This is a genomic window from Fulvivirga marina (assembly GCF_016775155.1).
Taxonomy (GTDB): Bacteria; Bacteroidota; Bacteroidia; order Cytophagales; family Cyclobacteriaceae; genus Fulvivirga; species Fulvivirga marina.
On record NZ_JAEUGD010000066.1, the window covers coordinates 694,894 to 711,900 of the forward strand.

The 17,007-nt window shown below is 39.5% G+C and carries 15 protein-coding genes; 8 read left to right on the forward strand and 7 right to left on the reverse strand.

Features of this window, described 5'->3' with window-relative positions:
* Positions 1 to 51 precede the first annotated feature (51 nt).
* Positions 52 to 2,082: a pectinesterase family protein gene (locus JMN32_RS23395; protein WP_202858809.1), complete on the forward strand. Its 2,031-nt coding sequence runs from the start codon at positions 52 to 54 to the stop codon at positions 2,080 to 2,082.
* 180 nt (positions 2,083 to 2,262) lie between these two features.
* On the opposite strand, the gene JMN32_RS23400 is transcribed toward JMN32_RS23395, so the two are convergent.
* Positions 2,263 to 3,378, reverse strand: coding sequence for a serine hydrolase domain-containing protein (locus JMN32_RS23400; protein ID WP_202858810.1), 1,116 nt, complete (start codon positions 3,376 to 3,378; stop codon positions 2,263 to 2,265).
* A 20-nt stretch (positions 3,379 to 3,398) separates the two neighbouring features.
* Positions 3,399 to 3,659: a hypothetical protein gene (locus tag JMN32_RS23405; protein WP_202858811.1), complete on the reverse strand. Its 261-nt coding sequence runs from the start codon at positions 3,657 to 3,659 to the stop codon at positions 3,399 to 3,401.
* Positions 3,660 to 4,140: 481 nt separating this feature from the next.
* Between JMN32_RS23405 and JMN32_RS23410 the strand changes: the two genes are divergently transcribed.
* From JMN32_RS23410 to JMN32_RS23440, 7 genes are all read left to right on the forward strand, one after another.
* Entirely contained in the window at positions 4,141 to 6,147 is a 2,007-nt protein-coding gene (locus JMN32_RS23410; RefSeq protein WP_202858812.1) for a chemotaxis protein CheA, read from the forward strand.
* A complete protein-coding gene (locus JMN32_RS23415) occupies positions 6,144 to 6,626 on the forward strand; it encodes a chemotaxis protein CheW (RefSeq protein ID WP_202858813.1) in 483 nt (160 codons plus the stop codon). The genes JMN32_RS23410 and JMN32_RS23415 overlap by 4 nt, the downstream gene beginning before the upstream one ends.
* 23 nt (positions 6,627 to 6,649) lie before the next feature.
* A complete protein-coding gene (locus JMN32_RS23420; protein ID WP_202858814.1) occupies positions 6,650 to 8,800 on the forward strand; it encodes a HAMP domain-containing methyl-accepting chemotaxis protein in 2,151 nt (716 codons plus the stop codon).
* 77 nt (positions 8,801 to 8,877) lie between these two features.
* Positions 8,878 to 9,255 (forward strand): response regulator, encoded by a 378-nt coding sequence (locus JMN32_RS23425; protein ID WP_202858815.1) that lies wholly within the window; start codon positions 8,878 to 8,880, stop codon positions 9,253 to 9,255.
* A gap of 121 nt (positions 9,256 to 9,376) precedes the next feature.
* Positions 9,377 to 10,222, forward strand: a complete 846-nt coding sequence (locus JMN32_RS23430) for a CheR family methyltransferase (protein WP_202858816.1) — start codon at positions 9,377 to 9,379, stop codon at positions 10,220 to 10,222.
* On the forward strand, positions 10,219 to 10,416 hold the full coding sequence (locus JMN32_RS23435) for a hypothetical protein (RefSeq protein WP_202858817.1): 198 nt from the start codon (positions 10,219 to 10,221) through the stop codon (positions 10,414 to 10,416). The genes JMN32_RS23430 and JMN32_RS23435 overlap by 4 nt, the downstream gene beginning before the upstream one ends.
* Before the next feature lie 160 nt (positions 10,417 to 10,576).
* The gene (locus tag JMN32_RS23440; protein WP_202858818.1) at positions 10,577 to 11,638 is read left to right on the forward strand and encodes a protein-glutamate methylesterase/protein-glutamine glutaminase; all 1,062 of its coding nucleotides are present in this window, start codon (positions 10,577 to 10,579) and stop codon (positions 11,636 to 11,638) included.
* Positions 11,639 to 11,660: 22 nt separating this feature from the next.
* Here JMN32_RS23440 and JMN32_RS23445 read toward each other — a convergent pair whose 3' ends face one another.
* From JMN32_RS23445 to JMN32_RS23465, 5 genes are all read right to left on the reverse strand, one after another.
* On the reverse strand, positions 11,661 to 12,596 hold the full coding sequence (locus JMN32_RS23445; RefSeq protein ID WP_202858819.1) for a helix-turn-helix domain-containing protein: 936 nt from the start codon (positions 12,594 to 12,596) through the stop codon (positions 11,661 to 11,663).
* 113 nt (positions 12,597 to 12,709) lie between these two features.
* Entirely contained in the window at positions 12,710 to 13,435 is a 726-nt protein-coding gene (locus JMN32_RS23450) for an SDR family oxidoreductase (RefSeq protein WP_202858820.1), read from the reverse strand.
* A 97-nt stretch (positions 13,436 to 13,532) separates the two neighbouring features.
* The gene (locus JMN32_RS23455; RefSeq protein ID WP_238354599.1) at positions 13,533 to 15,002 is read right to left on the reverse strand and encodes an amidohydrolase family protein; all 1,470 of its coding nucleotides are present in this window, start codon (positions 15,000 to 15,002) and stop codon (positions 13,533 to 13,535) included.
* Between the two features lie 30 nt (positions 15,003 to 15,032).
* Positions 15,033 to 16,250 carry a glycosyltransferase gene (locus tag JMN32_RS23460; protein WP_202858821.1) on the reverse strand — a complete coding sequence of 406 codons (1,218 nt, stop codon included), beginning with the start codon at positions 16,248 to 16,250 and terminating at the stop codon, positions 15,033 to 15,035.
* 3 nt (positions 16,251 to 16,253) lie between these two features.
* The gene (locus tag JMN32_RS23465; RefSeq protein WP_202858822.1) at positions 16,254 to 17,003 is read right to left on the reverse strand and encodes a glycosyltransferase; all 750 of its coding nucleotides are present in this window, start codon (positions 17,001 to 17,003) and stop codon (positions 16,254 to 16,256) included.
* Positions 17,004 to 17,007 lie beyond the last annotated feature (4 nt).

Here is a 17,007-nt window from a genome sequence, read left to right on the forward strand (position 1 = left end):
TTGAGTCCCCCCTAATACAAGTCATATTTATTCAACCTAACCCTTTAACCTATGATGATTTTAAGAAAATCAGTAAAATTCATTATGGCCTTCATTTGTATAGGGCTATTTTTCTGTTCGGGGTATGCAGCCCAAGAAGACGCAGATATTATCGTTGCTAAAGACGGATCCGGGGACTACACCTCCATTCAAGCAGCAATTAACTCAGTACCGGATAACAGTTCTACCAGAACTGTTATTTACATCAAGTCCGGGCTGTATAACACGGAAAAACTCATCATTCCCAGCGAGAAGAAAAATGTAACAATTCAGGGCGAAGACAGGACAAGTACTATTATTAGTTATCACATCTATAACTGTAGTGAAGGAAGTGGTAAGTGTCCGGTAGACGATGCTGCCCTCTGGCCAGCAGAGGTCATCAGAACCTCTGCAACCCTCACCATCAAAGGTGATGGTTTTAAAGCAGAGAATCTTACAATCCAAAACACAGCAGGTCCTGTTGGACAGGCTCAGGCCATTACTGTTCAGGCAGACAAAGTGGTCTTTTTGAATTGTGATCTAAAAAGTTATCAGGATACTATTTATTTCTGGAACGTAGGTAAAAGAGCTTACTTTAACGGGTGTCTGATCGTTGGCAGGACCGACTACATTTACGGAGGTGGCGTCGCCTTTTTCGAAGCGTGTGAGATTAGAAGTTGGGGAGGTGGCTGGATAACTGCCCCATCTACTGCTGAGAGCCAGAAGTATGGATTTGTTTTCTATAAATGCAGTGTAACATATGCAGACAACAGTCCCAGAAATGGTGACGATGGCAACAAAATAGCATTTGGAAGACCATGGCATAATTACCCTAAAGTAGCATGGCTGTACTGTGATATGACTTCTATGATCAATCCGGAAGGGTGGCCTACTACATGGAATATGGATTATGCAGCCACTTCTGACAAACTGGAACTATACGAGTACAAAAATACTGGTGGTGGTGCTGATATGAGTGGCAGAGCTAATTGGGCAGGTATAAGGGCTCTTACGGATGCCGAGGCTGCTTTGTATGAAAGAGCCACAGTTCTGGCTGGTACTGACAACTGGAACCCTTCTCCTCCTGCAGCCACTCTTCAAAAGCACGGAGCAGGCTCTTCAATACAGACAGTCGACCTGGGTAGTACCATTGAAGGTTTTTATTATTCATGGACTAACGCTACTTCAGTAACTGTATCCGGTCTTCCGTCGGGTATTAGTACTACAATCAACACGGGTGATCAAACTGTTACCTTTAGTGGCACTCCTATAGAAGCAGGGATATTCAATTATACTGTATCTACAGTCGGAGGCCTGACTACTGCCTCCCACAGCGGTCAGATCACGGTTAATAATGTTAATTACTATCAACTAAAAAACCGTTCCACCGGCCTGTTACTAGATGGCATGGGCCGAACAAACAATGGAGGCGCCTGCGGGCAATATGCCAATACAACACATGTAAACTCACATTGGAAACTGGTAGACGTTGGCAATGGCTATTACCAATTTGTAAACCGTGGCACGGGAATGATCCTTGATGGTTTAGGGTCAACTACCAACGGTGCTGCATGTGGGCAATGGGCCAACACTACTCATAGAAACTCGCACTGGTCATTACAAAAATATGATGGAGACTATTACAGAATCAAAAACCGATCCTCAGGAATGTTTTTAGATGGTTATGGCCAAAGTGCCAATGGTGCTGATTGTAAGCAATATGCCAATACCAATCACCCGAATGCTCAATGGCTTTTGATACAGGTTAATAATAATGCTTCAAGCACCAGAATGTATGATGCTGCCACCCCTAATGTAAACACTAGTGACTTTCTGGTGTACCCTAATCCTTTTGAAGATAAACTATTCATCAATATTGGTCAGTCAGGTACGCCGTTAAGCCTTGAACTCTACAATATGCAAGGCAAATTGATTAAGTCGATCGATAAACCAGTAGTATCTGATCAATCAGTTACCATTAACATAGCCGAGTATGGCAAACAGTTCATTTTAAAAATGGTAACTGATCAGGGCAGCTTTATCCAGACGGTAATTAAAAAATAATCATGAGATCGAATTACAATATCATTTAGAAGAGGCTGGCTCAAAACCTTATTCGTCATTTCATACTTGATTTGGAAGCTTTTGAAATGCGCAGAAAATAATAAGACGATTCTGAAGCAAGTTCGGAATGACGGTAGAAAAATGACTTTTGAGCCAGCACCTTTCCTCCTTGAACCGGGTCTACTTATTCCCTATCGCAAAAGTTGGCAAAAGCACATCCTGTACTATGGCAAAAGGTAGTTTGTCATCTGAAGAATTGTAAGCACCCCCGGTAAATACTGCTACCATATTGAATTCAGGAAAAATAAAAATATATTGTCCTCCATTGCCAGTGGCAACTTTAGATACTGTTATGTGCTCATTGATATGAAATGGGAGGTTCCACCATAAAAAACCGTAATCAATCCCGGCAATCTTGGTTTTGGCAGTTGTAGATTCTTCTATCCATGCTTCAGATACAATTTGTTCCCCATCCCACCTGCCGTTGTTAATGACCAATTGGCCAATTTTGGCCATATCCCGAGAAGTCATGTATAACCTTTTAGCTGCGGAAATAACATTTTCATCAGATGTATGCCCCCACCTTACATTTTTGATCTGTAATGGGTCAAACAAATATTCTTTAGCAAATTTATCAATAGACATTCCAGATGATCGGGATATGACTTCGACCACCATAACCTGTGCCATCGTACAGTAATTGGAAACCGTTCCAGGGGCATTGATCATAGGCAGGTTCATAAAATATTGCAACCAATCGCTTTTCCTATAAACCTTATCCTCCCTTCCTTTCGAACTTTTATCCCAATCATTACAATCAAGCCCGGTTGACATGGTCAATAGATGCCTGATTGTTATATCGCTTTTTCTTTCATCTCGGTTCTTTTGAGGCACCGGCTGTTTTACATACTTACTAACAGGGTCGTCGATATGATCTATAAAGCCTTCTTTGATCGCAATTCCTGTTAAAACCGACGTGATGCTTTTAGTCACCGACCTCAGATCATGAGTGGTGTTAACTTTATTATTATCAAAATATTCTTCAATAATGATTTCATCATTTTTCACCACTACAATGCTATGAATCTCATGATTCCCTTCCCGAAGTTGATTAAACAGATTTTTAATCTTGGAAGAATCGAACTTTTGCAAAAGCAGGTCACTAATGTGCCACCCGCCATCAAGCTTTTGAGGCTGACCATATCCCCTTTGTGTATAAACAATGACATTAAGAAATGAAAAAAGAATAACTACCAACAAGTTCTTCATAGAGCGCATAACGTTCTCTATGATCATAATGTTATAGGCTTAGGGGATCATTGAGACCTTTTACCAGTACCCCAAGTGTTAAAATCCAGAAACTTTTCAGCCCCTACAAAAGCTGCCTCTGCAGAAGGGAAATGAGCTCTCTTATGGTTCTTTCCCATCACTCCTATTCCTCCAACTTCAATCCTGCCTTTATATATGGTTATAAAAGCTTCATATTGTTCATCAGTATGATCATTTTTCGCCTCAATCACAAAAGTGTAGCCATTCTGCTTAACTGACTTTTCCGTTTTAATATACTCCTCTTTCATTGCACAATTGATCTTGATATTTACTCAAAATTAACCAGATCCCTCCTGTAAATTCAATAACAAAAGTCATTCCGCTATATGATTAATGTCTCTATCTCAGGCTATCCTCATATGTGATAACCACTTTTCATTTTGTCTATTATTTCCTCCGTTTTTGATCCCGATCATAAATATCCACACCAAGGAGAATAAAAATGCCAAAACCAAATCAACAAACTCATTATCAGTAACTTAATAAAAGTCCACCTTTTTGTCTATCTAAATATCCACCTTTTTGTCTGTGTTTTTCTGACTTAGTAATCATGCAGAACAGGCACCTTCGCACAAACCTAATGAAGTGCTCGTTATATGAAGCCAGACTCTAATTGTCAGATTACTACGCCAAAGAAAAAACCTTCCGGTAAAGTAAATAAAGTGTATTGCTTTCCGGCTAGCCACACGGGTACCCTTAAGCCACAACCAGAAAACCTTGCCCGTACCAATGGACGATAATCAGAAGCAGTTTATAGAAGATATACTAGACCTTCTGAACCAACTCGATGAAGGTCTGATGCAATTAGAAGCTACCCCTCAGGCTTCTGCTCCATTGGAGCAGGTCTTTCGTATCATGCATACTGTCAAAGGTGCTGCCAATATGTTTGGCTTTGAGCATATCGGAGAGCTGGCTCATCATCTTGAAACCCTTTTTGACCTTGTCAGAGATGGTCATATGCAAGTTTCTGATGACTTGGTAAGCATTACATTAAACGCTTTTGATAAAGTTCGAGACCTACTTCAAAAAAAGAACCTTAGTAAAATAGAGGATCCAAAAGAACTTAAAAACCACCTGGATAAGGTCAAGCTCTTCCTGGAACGAAATGAAATCGCTGGTAATGCGATAGATTCGGTAAGCAGACTATCGGCACAAACAACCTTTGTCACCTATCTTGTGGAGGTCTATCCGAACATCAAAATTACAGCTGATGGAAATCATCCAATACTATACATTGTCAAGGATATTGAGGCCCTAGGCATGTCCAAAGTAGCTGTTGAGGTTAAAAAAGGTAAAACTATAGATCACTGGAACATGATACTTGCTACAGTATCTACGAAGGAAGAGATTGAAAGTTATTTCCTTTTTGTTGAGCAGGAATGTAAAGTTATTATTTCGCCACTGGCAGCTGGCAATCTACTGGAAACACCGGCTTATGCGGCAAAAATTAATAATTTCCTGGATAGAAAGATCACTAAGAAACAGTTGAATTCTTTCTTTGAGCATATCAACAATCAGGCCCAAAAGCCTGACATGTCTGACAGCAAAGATGAACCTACACCTATCGGATATCAGCAAGCCATAATTAAGGTAAAAAAACACAAAATAGATGACTTACTCAACAAGATCAGTGAACTGGTCATTTTAAAATCGCAATTGCTCAATGTAGCTCATCAAACTCATAATATAGCGCTAAATGATGTTGCAGAGCAAATAGAAAGTGTTGTCGGTCAGTTATTGGGGGTTTCTCTAGACATTAGCCTGATACAGATTGAGACATTGGTTACCCTGTTTAAACGTTTGGTTCGTGACCTTTCCAGGTCATTGGGAAAAAAGGTCAACTTTATTTCCCAGGGTGTGGATACTGAAATGGACAAAGACATTATAGAAACCATGACACAACCGCTCCTGCATATCATACGCAATGCCGTGGACCATGGGATTGAGCCCCCTGATGAACGAAAATCCCAAGGTAAGTCTGAGCATGGCACCATTAAGCTCCATGCTTTCCGCTCAAGTGCCTTTATCAACCTGGTCATCAGTGACGATGGAAAAGGGATTGACAAGGATAAAATCATCAATAAGGCCATTAAATATGGACTCATCAACGGCAAGGCCCAGTTAACTGATGATGAAGCTTTTAATCTTATCTTCCACCCAGGTCTGACCACTGCAAACACCATTTCTGACATTTCAGGAAGAGGCGTCGGAATGGATGTGGTAAAGCAGAAGATCTCTGAACTAAGAGGCAGTATTAAAATATCCAGTTCCACCGGTTCCGGCACCCAGTTTTACATAAAATTACCACTTTCCAGATCAATTATCGACGGTCTTCTTGTAAAAGTTGCCGATACACAATACATCATTCCGATCAATGTTATTGAGCGGATAGATCGTATTCCTACATCATTACTCAATCGGAAAAACAAGATACAAACTGAAGTCATGATTAACGAAAAGCCCGTGCCGGTACTCTCATTACGAGAGCAATATCATTCCGAAAAAGGTGGCCCAAAAACATCAGACGTTATTTCCATCAATGTCAATAGTGTGATCAAAGGCATCGCAGTGGATATGATCGAAGGCATGATGCAGGTGATTTTAAAACCGATGGGTGACATGTATAATGATCAGGACTTTATTTCCGGGAGTGCAATACTTGGGGATGGAGCAGTAGCACTGGTCCTGGACCCGGACAGGCTTTTTTCCAGACATATAAAAAAAGATAGTATATGAATACAGACAAAAAATCTGAAGCATACCTCACCTTTCTGCTGGGGGATGAAAAGTTTGCAGTCCTCGTCAACTATGTACACGAAGTAGTTGAACTCAACAACTACACCCGAGTACCTGACGCCCCGGCGTATATGCTGGGAATTTTTAACCTGAGGGGAACCATCTTACCTCTGCTGGACACCCGCATTAAACTCGGGCTTCCGCAAAAAGAAAAAACCAATAAGACTCGGATACTCATCTTAAATGTTCGCGATAAGGAAGATGCTACTACCTCTATAGGTGCCATAGTAGATGTGGCCAGGGAAGTAGTGGAGATTGAAGACGAAAATATACAAAAACCTGACGATATAGAGGGTTTCAAAAGCACAACTCCTGTTACGGGTATTGTGAATGACCATGGTGATATTACTATGATCATGGATATACATCGTGTATTCTCCGTCGATGAATTAAGCCACATGAACAAAACTATAAACTAGTTCTAACTATAACCAAAGAAAACATGATGAACAAACTTACTATTCGTAATAAGCTGATACTGACTTTAGGTGTACTTGTTCTATTTGTAGGCCTGATCTTTATCATTTCCTATAGTAGAATAAGTGCCATTAATCAAGGTTTTAACCAGGTTTTGGATGGAACAGTGGAACAGCAAAGAAATATTGCTCAATTAAGATATGAGGTTATGAATATGATCCGGAACCAAAGAAAACTAGCCCTATCTTCAGAAATTCAGGAAATGAATGACCTGAAACGAAGAATTGACAATAACGCTTTGACAATTAATGAGCGAATTGAAAAAGTAATTTCCCTGAGCTCAGGCGAATTACTCAACCTTGCACAGGCACTGGATATCAAGATAGATGACCTCATCAAGATCAATATGGATATTGTAGAATTGGGCATGACAAATTCTGAAAATGTAGCCAGAAACCTCTCTACAAAAGAAGGAAGCAATGAATTCACCAAAGCCAACTCTACATTGACCGAGCTGCAAACGTATCTGGCTAATAACGGCACGAAGGAGCAGGTACTTACCGTTGCAGCATTGGATGAGCAATTTCATATGCTTCGCTCATTGGAAAACGAACTCATTCTGTCCACTTCTCCCAGTGCCCGTGAAGTTGTGTTGAAGGAGGCATCAGAAATTGAAAATAGATTTGAGCTTTACCTGGGTCAGTTGAACCGAAACCTGTCAGGGGAAGGAAAGTTAATGCTGGAAAAGTATACCAGACAATATGCGGCTTATTATGACATCCACAAAAAAGCTATGAATATGGCCAATCAGGCTACAAATGGAAAAGCTTTAGAGTTGTCAAAGGGTCAGGCTGATGCCATAGCCGATGAGATCAATATTCTAATAAAGCAGTATTATGATCAGGTAAAACGATTGTTGGAAAATGATAAAATATCCAACAACGAGAAGTACGGTAGCACCATAAGAAGCATGATCATCATTATTGCTGTAACCATCATCTTAAGTGTATTCATGTCTATATGGTTACTTCGCGGTATTACTGGTTCTCTGAATATTGCTACCGATGCAGTAAAGAAAATCGCAGCAGGAAACTTCTCCTCAGATGTGAAAATATCCACGGAAGATGAGATAGGGCTAATGCTCAGAGAATTGCAAGTGATGATCATTAAATTAAGGTCATCCGTAAACCTCGCCAAGCAGGTGGCACTCGGAGATCTGGTGATTGACTTCAAATCCATTGAAAATCATGGAGGCGAGTTGGATGAAGCGTTAGAGCAGATGGTCAACAACCTTCGCAATATTGTGATCACCATCACTAATGGTGCTGATAATGTACTAGCCGCCAGTCAGCAAGTGGCATCTGTTTCGCAACAATTATCACAAGGCTCCCAGGAACAAGCCAGCTCAGCGGAAGAAGTATCATCTTCTATGGAGCAAATGTCAGCTAACATACAGCAAAATACTGAAAACTCAAGAGAAACTGAGAAGATCGCTAATAAGGCTTCTGAAGATATTGAAGCCACTAGTTTATCTGTTTCAGAAACAGTTCAAGCAATCAATAACATCGCAGAAAAAATTGTTATCATCGAAGAAATTGCATCAAAAACTGATCTGTTAGCTCTCAATGCCGCGGTAGAAGCCGCCCGTGCCGGTGAACATGGAAAAGGTTTTGCAGTGGTAGCTGCGGAAGTAAGAAAACTGGCGGAAAGAAGCCAGCAGGCTGCAGCTGAGATCAATGAAATATCATCGCATACCGTCAAACTAGCAGAGGACTCAAAAGGGATGTTGATACAAACCCTTCCTGACATTAATAGAACTGCTGAACTGGTTCAGGAAGTTGCTGCGGCAAGTGTAGAACAAAACTCTGGGGCCAATCAGGTCAACAGAGCCATTCAACAGCTTTCCCAGATCACTCAAAACAATGCTTCCTCATCAGAAGAAATGTCTTCCAATGCTGAAGAACTTAGCACTCAAGCCGAAGAGCTTAAAATTGCTATCAGCTATTTTAAAGTCAGCAACAGTCAATCAGATTTTAATATTTCTGATAAGAAAGGGAATGTATCTACGGTTAACAACAAAAACCATGGCAGCAAACAAGAGGTAAAAGTACAGGGAAACGGTGCCAAAATCGAGCTTGACGAAGGCCCGGCTGATAATGAATTCTCTGAGTTTTAAAAAATTATCATAGCTGTGATACAACCCCATTGGAGTTAACTCACGGTAGAACTTTAACATTTCAAAAAACTGATTATATGAAAACCATACTTGTAGTAGATGATTTTAGTAGCATTCAAATGTTTCTATGCAAAACACTTGAAAAAAAAGGGTATAAAACTATTGGTGCTTCAGATGGAAATGAGGCTTATGAGATACTCTCAGAAAACAAGGTAGACTTGGTACTTTCAGATTATAATATGCCAAATTGTACAGGAATGGAGTTGTTAAATAAGATCAAATCCAATAATGAAACAGAACAAATACCAGTGATATTTCTTACCACTGAAACAAACCCGGAAAAAATGCAGGCAGCCAAACTTGCAGGGCTATTTGCATGGGTAAGGAAACCATACAATGCTGATGCATTTTTTGCTCAGATAGAAAATGCACTTGCTCAGCAACAATTAAACTAAACGGTTTACCTAAACATTCAAACCCATTGCATGCGCCCACTTCTTTATAAGTAGTAGTTTTGTTAGGTTCACAATAGGGCGCATGCTTTTTTATTAAACGTTTTTGTTAAAAAACTTCCACATGTATTCATCTGGTTTTATAAAAATGGATGAAGAAAGCTTTGAAAAACTTAGCACCTTTATCACGCAACAATACGGTATTAAACTCCCTCCAGCAAAAAAAAGTATGCTGGAAAGCAGGCTTAATAAAAAAATAAGAAATTTAGGTTATAACGGCTATAAACCATTTCTAGCCTATATATTTGGCAGAGAAGGAAAAGTAAAGGAACTACCGCATATTGTTGATCTAATTACCACCAATAAAACTGATTTTTTTAGGGAACCTGCTCATTTTGATCACCTTACCCAAGACTTTCTCCCACACTACGTAAGTAACAATAGGCACCGCCCTTTGAGGATATGGTCTGCGGCCTGTTCTTCAGGCAAGGAGCCCTACACCATTTTAATAACTCTTGAGGAGTTCAGAAAGGCTACTGGTCCTCTCGCCTATTCTATATTGGCCAGTGATATCAACACCAGGGTCTTACAATCTGCTTATCAAGGAGTTTACAACCACGAGCAAATTGACATGCTCCCTGACCATTTGAAACGAGCTTACTTTCTTAAAAGTAAGGACCCTGGCAGTTCTCTTGTCCGGATCAAACCTGAATACAGGAAAAAGATCATATATAAGAGGATTAACCTGGTACATGAATATGATATGCCCTACTCCATGAATTTTGATGTCATATTTTGTAGAAATGTACTTATCTATTTTGATAAAGCCACCCAGGAAAAGGTAATTAATCGACTAGCAAAACATCTAAGACCAGGTGGTCTGTTATTTCTGGGGCACAGTGAATCTACGATGGGGATGAAAGTACCTTTTGAACAAGTAAAACCGACCATTTACCGACACATACCATGAGAATATATTACCTGGTCGATGATCAGTTTATTGTTACTTCAGAAGCTACTGAGATACAAGCCATTTTAGGTTCATGCATTTCCATCTGTCTATCCCATGTGGCAGGCATGAACCACTACAGGCCCCTGGTACTCCTGGAATTAAAAATAAAAATCTTAATCAATGATATTTTTCTATTGACACACTACTGGTAAAATCGAAGTTAAAGGAAGGTTGTTCAACTAAAAAACTGATAACCCTTGATACTACATTATGGCATAAAGATATTGGCACTGCGTACAGGAGGTCATTTCAGAAGAAAATTAATATTCAATACAGTACAAGAAAAGTTAAAATGAAGCTACTCAACCAAGTATGAGGTATATCAAAGTATTAGTAATTGATGATTCTGCCCTAGTAAGACAAACCCTGAGCAACATAATTAACTCAGACCCCCAGCTTGAAGTAATTGGTACTGCAGCCGATCCATATTTTGCAGCAAGAAAGATTCGCAATGAAGTACCAGATGTAATTACATTGGACCTTGAGATGCCACGAATGAATGGGCTTACCTTCCTCAAAGCCATGATGGCACAGTACCCTATTCCGGTGGTTATCATTTCAAACCTTACTCAAAAGGGTAGCAGACAAGCTCTAAAAGCCCTGGAACTCGGTGCCGTTGAAATTCTCGCCAAATCAGAGATCAGAAATACCAAAGATCATCTTGAGGAGTCACAAGTACTGATAACTGATGCCATAAAAGCCGCAAATATGGCCCCTGTACGAAGACGACCTCTGACTCAGAATGAAAAAGCACCAGAAACTATAGCTCATCCGCCTTCTTCGACTATACACCATTTTTCAGCGCAGCCTATACATAAGATCATAGCAGTGGGAGCTTCTACCGGAGGTACTGAAGCCATAAGGGAGCTTTTGCAAAATGCCTCAACTGACTCTCCTCCCTATTTGATCGTACAGCATATGCCTGCAGGCTTCACTCAATCATTTGCAAAAAGTCTTGATGCCCGCTGCCCTATCATAGTAAGAGAAGCTGTTGATGGTGAGATCATACAAATCGGTCATGCATACATTTGCCCTGGAGGATTTCATATGACACTCGAATACAACTTTACCAATTACCGGATAAGGATCAAAAATGGCAAACTTGTAAACCGCCACCGTCCTTCTGTGGACGTGCTTTTTGAGTCCATTGCCCAAAGCGCCGGGCTAAATGCTATTGGTATTATCCTGACGGGTATGGGAAACGATGGTGCTACGGGCCTTTTACAAATGAGAAAGCATGGAGCAATAACCATAGCTCAAAATCAATCAACCTGCGTAGTATATGGCATGCCCGGAGAAGCTGTAAAGCTTGGAGCAGCACAATATATCCTACCCTTAGGTGATATTCCAAACAAGCTGAAATCATTCCATTAAAGCTACATGTTCCCTATTCGTCTTAGTTTCTCATTCCATTCCTGAATTCGGAGGGAGAATATGAAGTCAACGTCTTAAAGAAGTTCGAAAAATGCGCTATTTCTTCAAACCCAAGACTAAAGGCTATTTCGGAAATGTTCCATTGGGTTTGCCGAAGGAGGATTTTTGCTTCCTGAGCAAGCCTGCTCTTAATAATATCGGAGGTGGTCTTACCCGTTACTTCTTTCAAAACTTTATTTAGGTGATTAACATGTACATTGAGTGATGCAGCAAATTCATTGGCGGACTTAATCCGAACTCTTTGAGAGGTAGATTCTATTGGAAATTGTCGTTCAAGCAACTCTATGAACAAAGAAGAAATTCTGTTTGAAGCATTATGTGATTTGTCCGAAGGGTTAAGAGGCTGTAATTTTTGGCCGAAGTGGATAAGTTCCAAAAGGTAAGTTCGAAGTAAATCATACTTATATGCATAATCTGAGGATAGTTCTTGCTGCATTTTATTAAAAATGTCATCAACCCTATTATACAACTCTTTATCCATATGGTATACAAAATTAGATGCAGGGTTGAAAATAGGAAGTTCATCTATAAGCGTACCTGTTTTTGACTTAGACAAAAACTCTCCGGTGAACACACAAAAGTATCCCTTTTGATCAGAATTTAACGGATAATATCTATAGGGCACTTTAGGAGTGGCAAAGATCAATGCATAATCTTCAATATCTACCACCCTGTCAGCATACTCAACTTTATTTTGACCATTGACGAGACTAATCTTGTAATATGTGCGCCTATTATAAGGCATTTTAGGCTTAGACGGACTTTTCTTCCACATTTCAGCAATATCAAATACATTGAAGTGTCCAATATCCTGCTCATTGTTTTCTCCAAAGTATTGATCAAGATCCATATCTGGCAATAGTTCTTGATAAAAGTCTTTAATAGAAAGTACTTCCATAGTCTCTTGTAAAAATCAAAGTATAGTAAAAGTATGCTTATAAATACGGAAACTGAGACGGGAAGTCTGAAATCCTGTCTCAGTTCCTGTGGATGATCCTAAAAAATTTCCTGTCAGGCAGCATTCATCTTATCAAAGGTTTCTGCTATCACCTCAGGTGATGCTTTGGCCATGTCCTCACTAAAACCCCAGGTAATTTCCTGCTTACCCTCATAAAGCTGCTGGAATACAGCTTCTACAAAATCACTTACCTGTGGATATGCAGCATGTATTCCTTTACCTCCCAAATCTGTATTTATTGCAGGAGGAATAACCTCAATGGCCTCGATATTACGATCCTTGAGCATATGCCTCAGAGATAGTGTAAATGAGTGAAAAAAAGCTTTAGTAGCGCAATAGACTGGTACCTTCGCAATTTGAACATAAGCTAATCCTGATGTAACGTTGATGACGGTATTGAGCTCTTTAAGCTTTACAAACATGCTCGTTAAATGTAAAGGAGCCATGACGTTAGTTTCAACTTCCAGCTTTGCTTTATCATAAAAATCTGCATCATCAATATGCATCCAGTTCTGGATACCCGCGTTATTGACCAAGACGTTAAGATCAGAGTGTTCCTTGGAAACCCAATTATACAGTTCTTCTCTCCCTGACTGTGTCGATAGGTCGCAAGTGTAGGCTATTACGTTATCGTAGCGATCAGAAACTTCTTTCAACAGTTCCTCTCTCCTTCCACAAATAATAACTGTATTGTTTTCGAGGATAAATCTTTCAGTAAGTCCTAACCCAATACCAGAGCCTCCACCGGTAATCAGTATTTTGTTGTTGGATAAATTCATAATATTTGATTTTTGTTTTTTTTTATGATACAAAGCTCCCTCAGAAGTGGTTGAAGTGGTTTGCTTGTATCAATCCATAATTTGCAAAAATCAAATATTAGAGTCCGATCTTACCTTTTATTTGCTCCAGCATCAGTTTTGGGCTGTATCCGTACCCATTTTTAAACACCACCTCCACGTTCCTGATGTTACCTGGGGCGTTACTAAGGTTACCATCAACGATCACAAAATCAGCACGTTTTCCTTCTTCTATTGACCCAATATTCTGCTTAGATAGCACTTTAGCTCCATTATTCGTCATTATTTGAATTGCCTGCTCAGTAGTAAAACCAGCTTCAATCAGCAACTCAAAGTTGCGCTGATCGCCAAAGCCTGGCAGCACATGTCTTCCTGCATCTACTCCAGCTGTCAAAGTGCCTCCCATCTTGAAAAACTGTCGTTCAAACTGCATAATTCTTCTAAATCTGTGCAACCTTGTGCTATCTGAATCTGACTTGTCTAACTGCTTTCTTCTTGTGTAGTACTGCGCCTTCAAATTCGGAGACATTGCTTCCTCAGTTCTATTATCGGCAAAGGCTCGTTGAGGTATGCTCGCTTCGTAAATAGCTAATGTGGAAGTTAAAAACACACCCTTTTCTACCATCAAACGCTGCAGCGCTACCACACTTTCGCTTGAAATATTAAGATCATCCAAATAGCCTCTGGATCCGTTGCACTTGCCATAAGTCTTATTTTCCCTAAAGTCACTAGTACTATTCAACCCATGTTCTATCCCATCTATCCCCATCTCTGCCGCTTGTGCAAAGGTAACAGAGCATAAATGTCCTGTCACTTTCGCATTGTGTTTGTGTGCTTCGTTGATAACTACTTCTAAATCATGTGGGCTGATGTGCCGATATACTTTAAACCATCGAACACCTCGGTTCGTCCAGTACTTTATTGTGTCTCTGATTTCCTCATCACTATTTGGAATAATCATACCAGTACTGCCTCCGGGTCCGGTAAAATAAGGGCCACTGGTTACTACATCGGGCCCTGCGACTTCTCCAATTTGTATTTTCTCAGCAAGTTCTATATCCTTAAATGGAGAGGCTGCTCCACATGTTTGGATAGTAGTAACACCAGAAGCTAAATATAGCATTGCCCCTGAAATTCCTATAAATGGGTAATCCGGCATATGTAAATGGTTATGAACACCTACTATACCCGGAATAATGGTTTTCCCTTTCACGTCCAATACTGTAGCCTTATCTGGAATTTCAACTTTGGAGCTTGGCCCTATTACCTGAAAGTACCCGTCAACGACAACTACGGTCTGACTTTCCTTGATCCGATCATGGGTTCCATCAATAATATTTGCATTTGTAAGTGCTATTATCCGATCGTCATAAGTAACGTATTGCAAAACACTTTTAGATAGCTCAGGCCTTTTGATACTATCACCCTCCTCATATGATGATAACACTGTTGACTTAACCTCTTTTTTACAACTTAAAATAGTTAGTAATATTACTCCTATCAATATGTATTTAAGAGCCTTCCTGCTTTCCCTCTTCTTGTTTATCAAAACTCTGATCTTTGTTTAATGTCTTATATTTTAAGCCTTTACTAATCCAAACCGATCAATATCTGCTTTTTCAGGACTTAGTGAAGAATCCTCTATGGTCATATGGCCACATTTAATACTCTCAAAATCATTATTCCATTGATTTGCCAACTGAACTCTTATCTGATCATTAAGAGGATAGACCTTGCCTGATGTCAGCGAATCAGTATGTGTTTTTCTAATGTACAGAAACTCATCAACATTTATAATTTTTACAAAAAAGTAACTCCTCAATAAAAATTGAGTATCATTTGCAAATTTCCTGTTGGTAGAATAACCTCCTATTAGATTGAAATCTTCAAGAAACATTGCCGCAGTGGAGTGCAATAACGGAAAACCCGGATGCATTTTTAATGCACCTGACACATCAAGAGGATACCTTATGGCACGAAGCTTCTTATCAATAACATCAAACCTTAATTCATGAGACCCAGCCATACGTACTTCATCATTAAGGGCACCCGCAAGAACCTGCAATCTGTCGGTACAGGAAATATCATCCGAATCCACAAAAGTGATAAGTCCTTCATTGCATTGATTAATTAGTAATTCTCTTACCACATAAGGTCCTACATTGTCTGGTTTAGCACAATAAAAAGACACTTCATGCCCCCATCGCGAAATAATCTGGCTATCCGTTTCTTTATTAAATTCATCAAATGCAACCACAATATTCTGATCGCTATATTCACCCTTAAGTTGATAATTTAAACAGGTATTTAGATCCTCCCTCTTCCCTTTATGAGGTATTACCACATTGATCAACTTACCAGCAACCCTATCAGGGGTATTATACTCTTTAAAAGGGAGTTGCTTTACCATTAATTTATCAGGGTTAACCTGACTATCATAAACCAACTCCATTAAATGATAAGCCCATGTATCAACCTCATTATCCTTAAAATGGCCATAATGAACAGCAAATATTTGTGATGAACAAATGAAGCTTCTCACCGGTCCCTGGTCCTGTCCGTTGATAATCGGAGCACTGTGTCTTTCTACGAGAAACACAACAAAATCATCATCAAAATCAAGCCATTCACTTTCCAACACCTGATCTACATAAGGAAGTAAAGGCCCTTCTAATACAATAACATATTCAAAATTGACCAGCTCTGAGATACTTTGAATAGGTTGTGGTTCTTCAGAAGAGTCTTTTCCAATCCCAATAAGGGCAAAACCATTATCAATGATATATTCAATACTCATAAACTAGTTACAGTCAATTTTAATGTTAAACAACTCTAGTACACCGTCTTTAAGTATAGGGTGGCCATCTATCTCATTTGAAATATTTGAATTATGTATCACTTGTAACCACATAGGCTCTCCACAAAACTGTTTCATAGTAAAATTTTCATCGGGTTTTTCTGCATAGTGCCTGTGTTCTTTATAAAAAACACTTTTCAGGGGTACATTTTCATTCAGCTGCTCAATAAGACTTACAAATGGATTGCTTTCATTGAATGCGTAATAAAAGTTATCTTCATTCAAATCCCACTGCACACCTTCAAGCAAATTGATAACCTCTAATTTTTGTCCGTTAAAGCCACTTTGAATGTTGGCTATAGCTTGCTGATGAAATGCATCATCATTATCTATTCTTGTCGTAATGAGGTATTTAGTTCGCGGTTGTAGTAATTCTCCGATATCTTCTCTAACTGAATCTATGAAGACATCCATACCTTCAATATACTTGGGGAAAATAAATGGATTTGCAGATTGGATATGAACCATACGATTTCGTATTTCATCATTGGTATCACAATCCAAATAGATAAGCCATTTAAAACCTTGAACTGACTGATGTTGAATTGATGGCAGACAAATAGACTCAAATAACTGCATCCTTTTGGAGGTCCACAGTCCATCTCTCACAGTTACCCCCCTTTTATCAGCTTTCCATTTGGTATTTTTCACATTAAACCGTGTGATCAAAAAGTGTTCGAAATCCAAATTCAACAAC

Excerpts from the sequence above, each read along its gene's own strand:
- JMN32_RS23400 (WP_202858810.1), bottom strand. The coding sequence starts at position 3,378 with ATGATCATAGAGAACGTTATGCGCTCTATGAAGAACTTGTTGGTAGTT.
- JMN32_RS23410 (WP_202858812.1), top strand. The coding sequence starts at position 4,141 with ATGGACGATAATCAGAAGCAGTTTATAGAAGATATACTAGACCTTCTG.
- JMN32_RS23450 (WP_202858820.1), bottom strand. The coding sequence starts at position 13,435 with ATGAATTTATCCAACAACAAAATACTGATTACCGGTGGAGGCTCTGGT.
- JMN32_RS23425 (WP_202858815.1), top strand. The coding sequence starts at position 8,878 with ATGAAAACCATACTTGTAGTAGATGATTTTAGTAGCATTCAAATGTTT.
- JMN32_RS23445 (WP_202858819.1), bottom strand. The coding sequence starts at position 12,596 with ATGGAAGTACTTTCTATTAAAGACTTTTATCAAGAACTATTGCCAGAT.
- JMN32_RS23420 (WP_202858814.1), top strand. The coding sequence starts at position 6,650 with ATGATGAACAAACTTACTATTCGTAATAAGCTGATACTGACTTTAGGT.
- JMN32_RS23440 (WP_202858818.1), top strand. The coding sequence starts at position 10,577 with ATGAGGTATATCAAAGTATTAGTAATTGATGATTCTGCCCTAGTAAGA.
- JMN32_RS23395 (WP_202858809.1), top strand. The coding sequence starts at position 52 with ATGATGATTTTAAGAAAATCAGTAAAATTCATTATGGCCTTCATTTGT.
- JMN32_RS23415 (WP_202858813.1), top strand. The coding sequence starts at position 6,144 with ATGAATACAGACAAAAAATCTGAAGCATACCTCACCTTTCTGCTGGGG.
- JMN32_RS23435 (WP_202858817.1), top strand. The coding sequence starts at position 10,219 with ATGAGAATATATTACCTGGTCGATGATCAGTTTATTGTTACTTCAGAA.
- JMN32_RS23430 (WP_202858816.1), top strand. The coding sequence starts at position 9,377 with ATGTATTCATCTGGTTTTATAAAAATGGATGAAGAAAGCTTTGAAAAA.
- JMN32_RS23460 (WP_202858821.1), bottom strand. The coding sequence starts at position 16,250 with ATGAGTATTGAATATATCATTGATAATGGTTTTGCCCTTATTGGGATT.
- JMN32_RS23405 (WP_202858811.1), bottom strand. The coding sequence starts at position 3,659 with ATGAAAGAGGAGTATATTAAAACGGAAAAGTCAGTTAAGCAGAATGGC.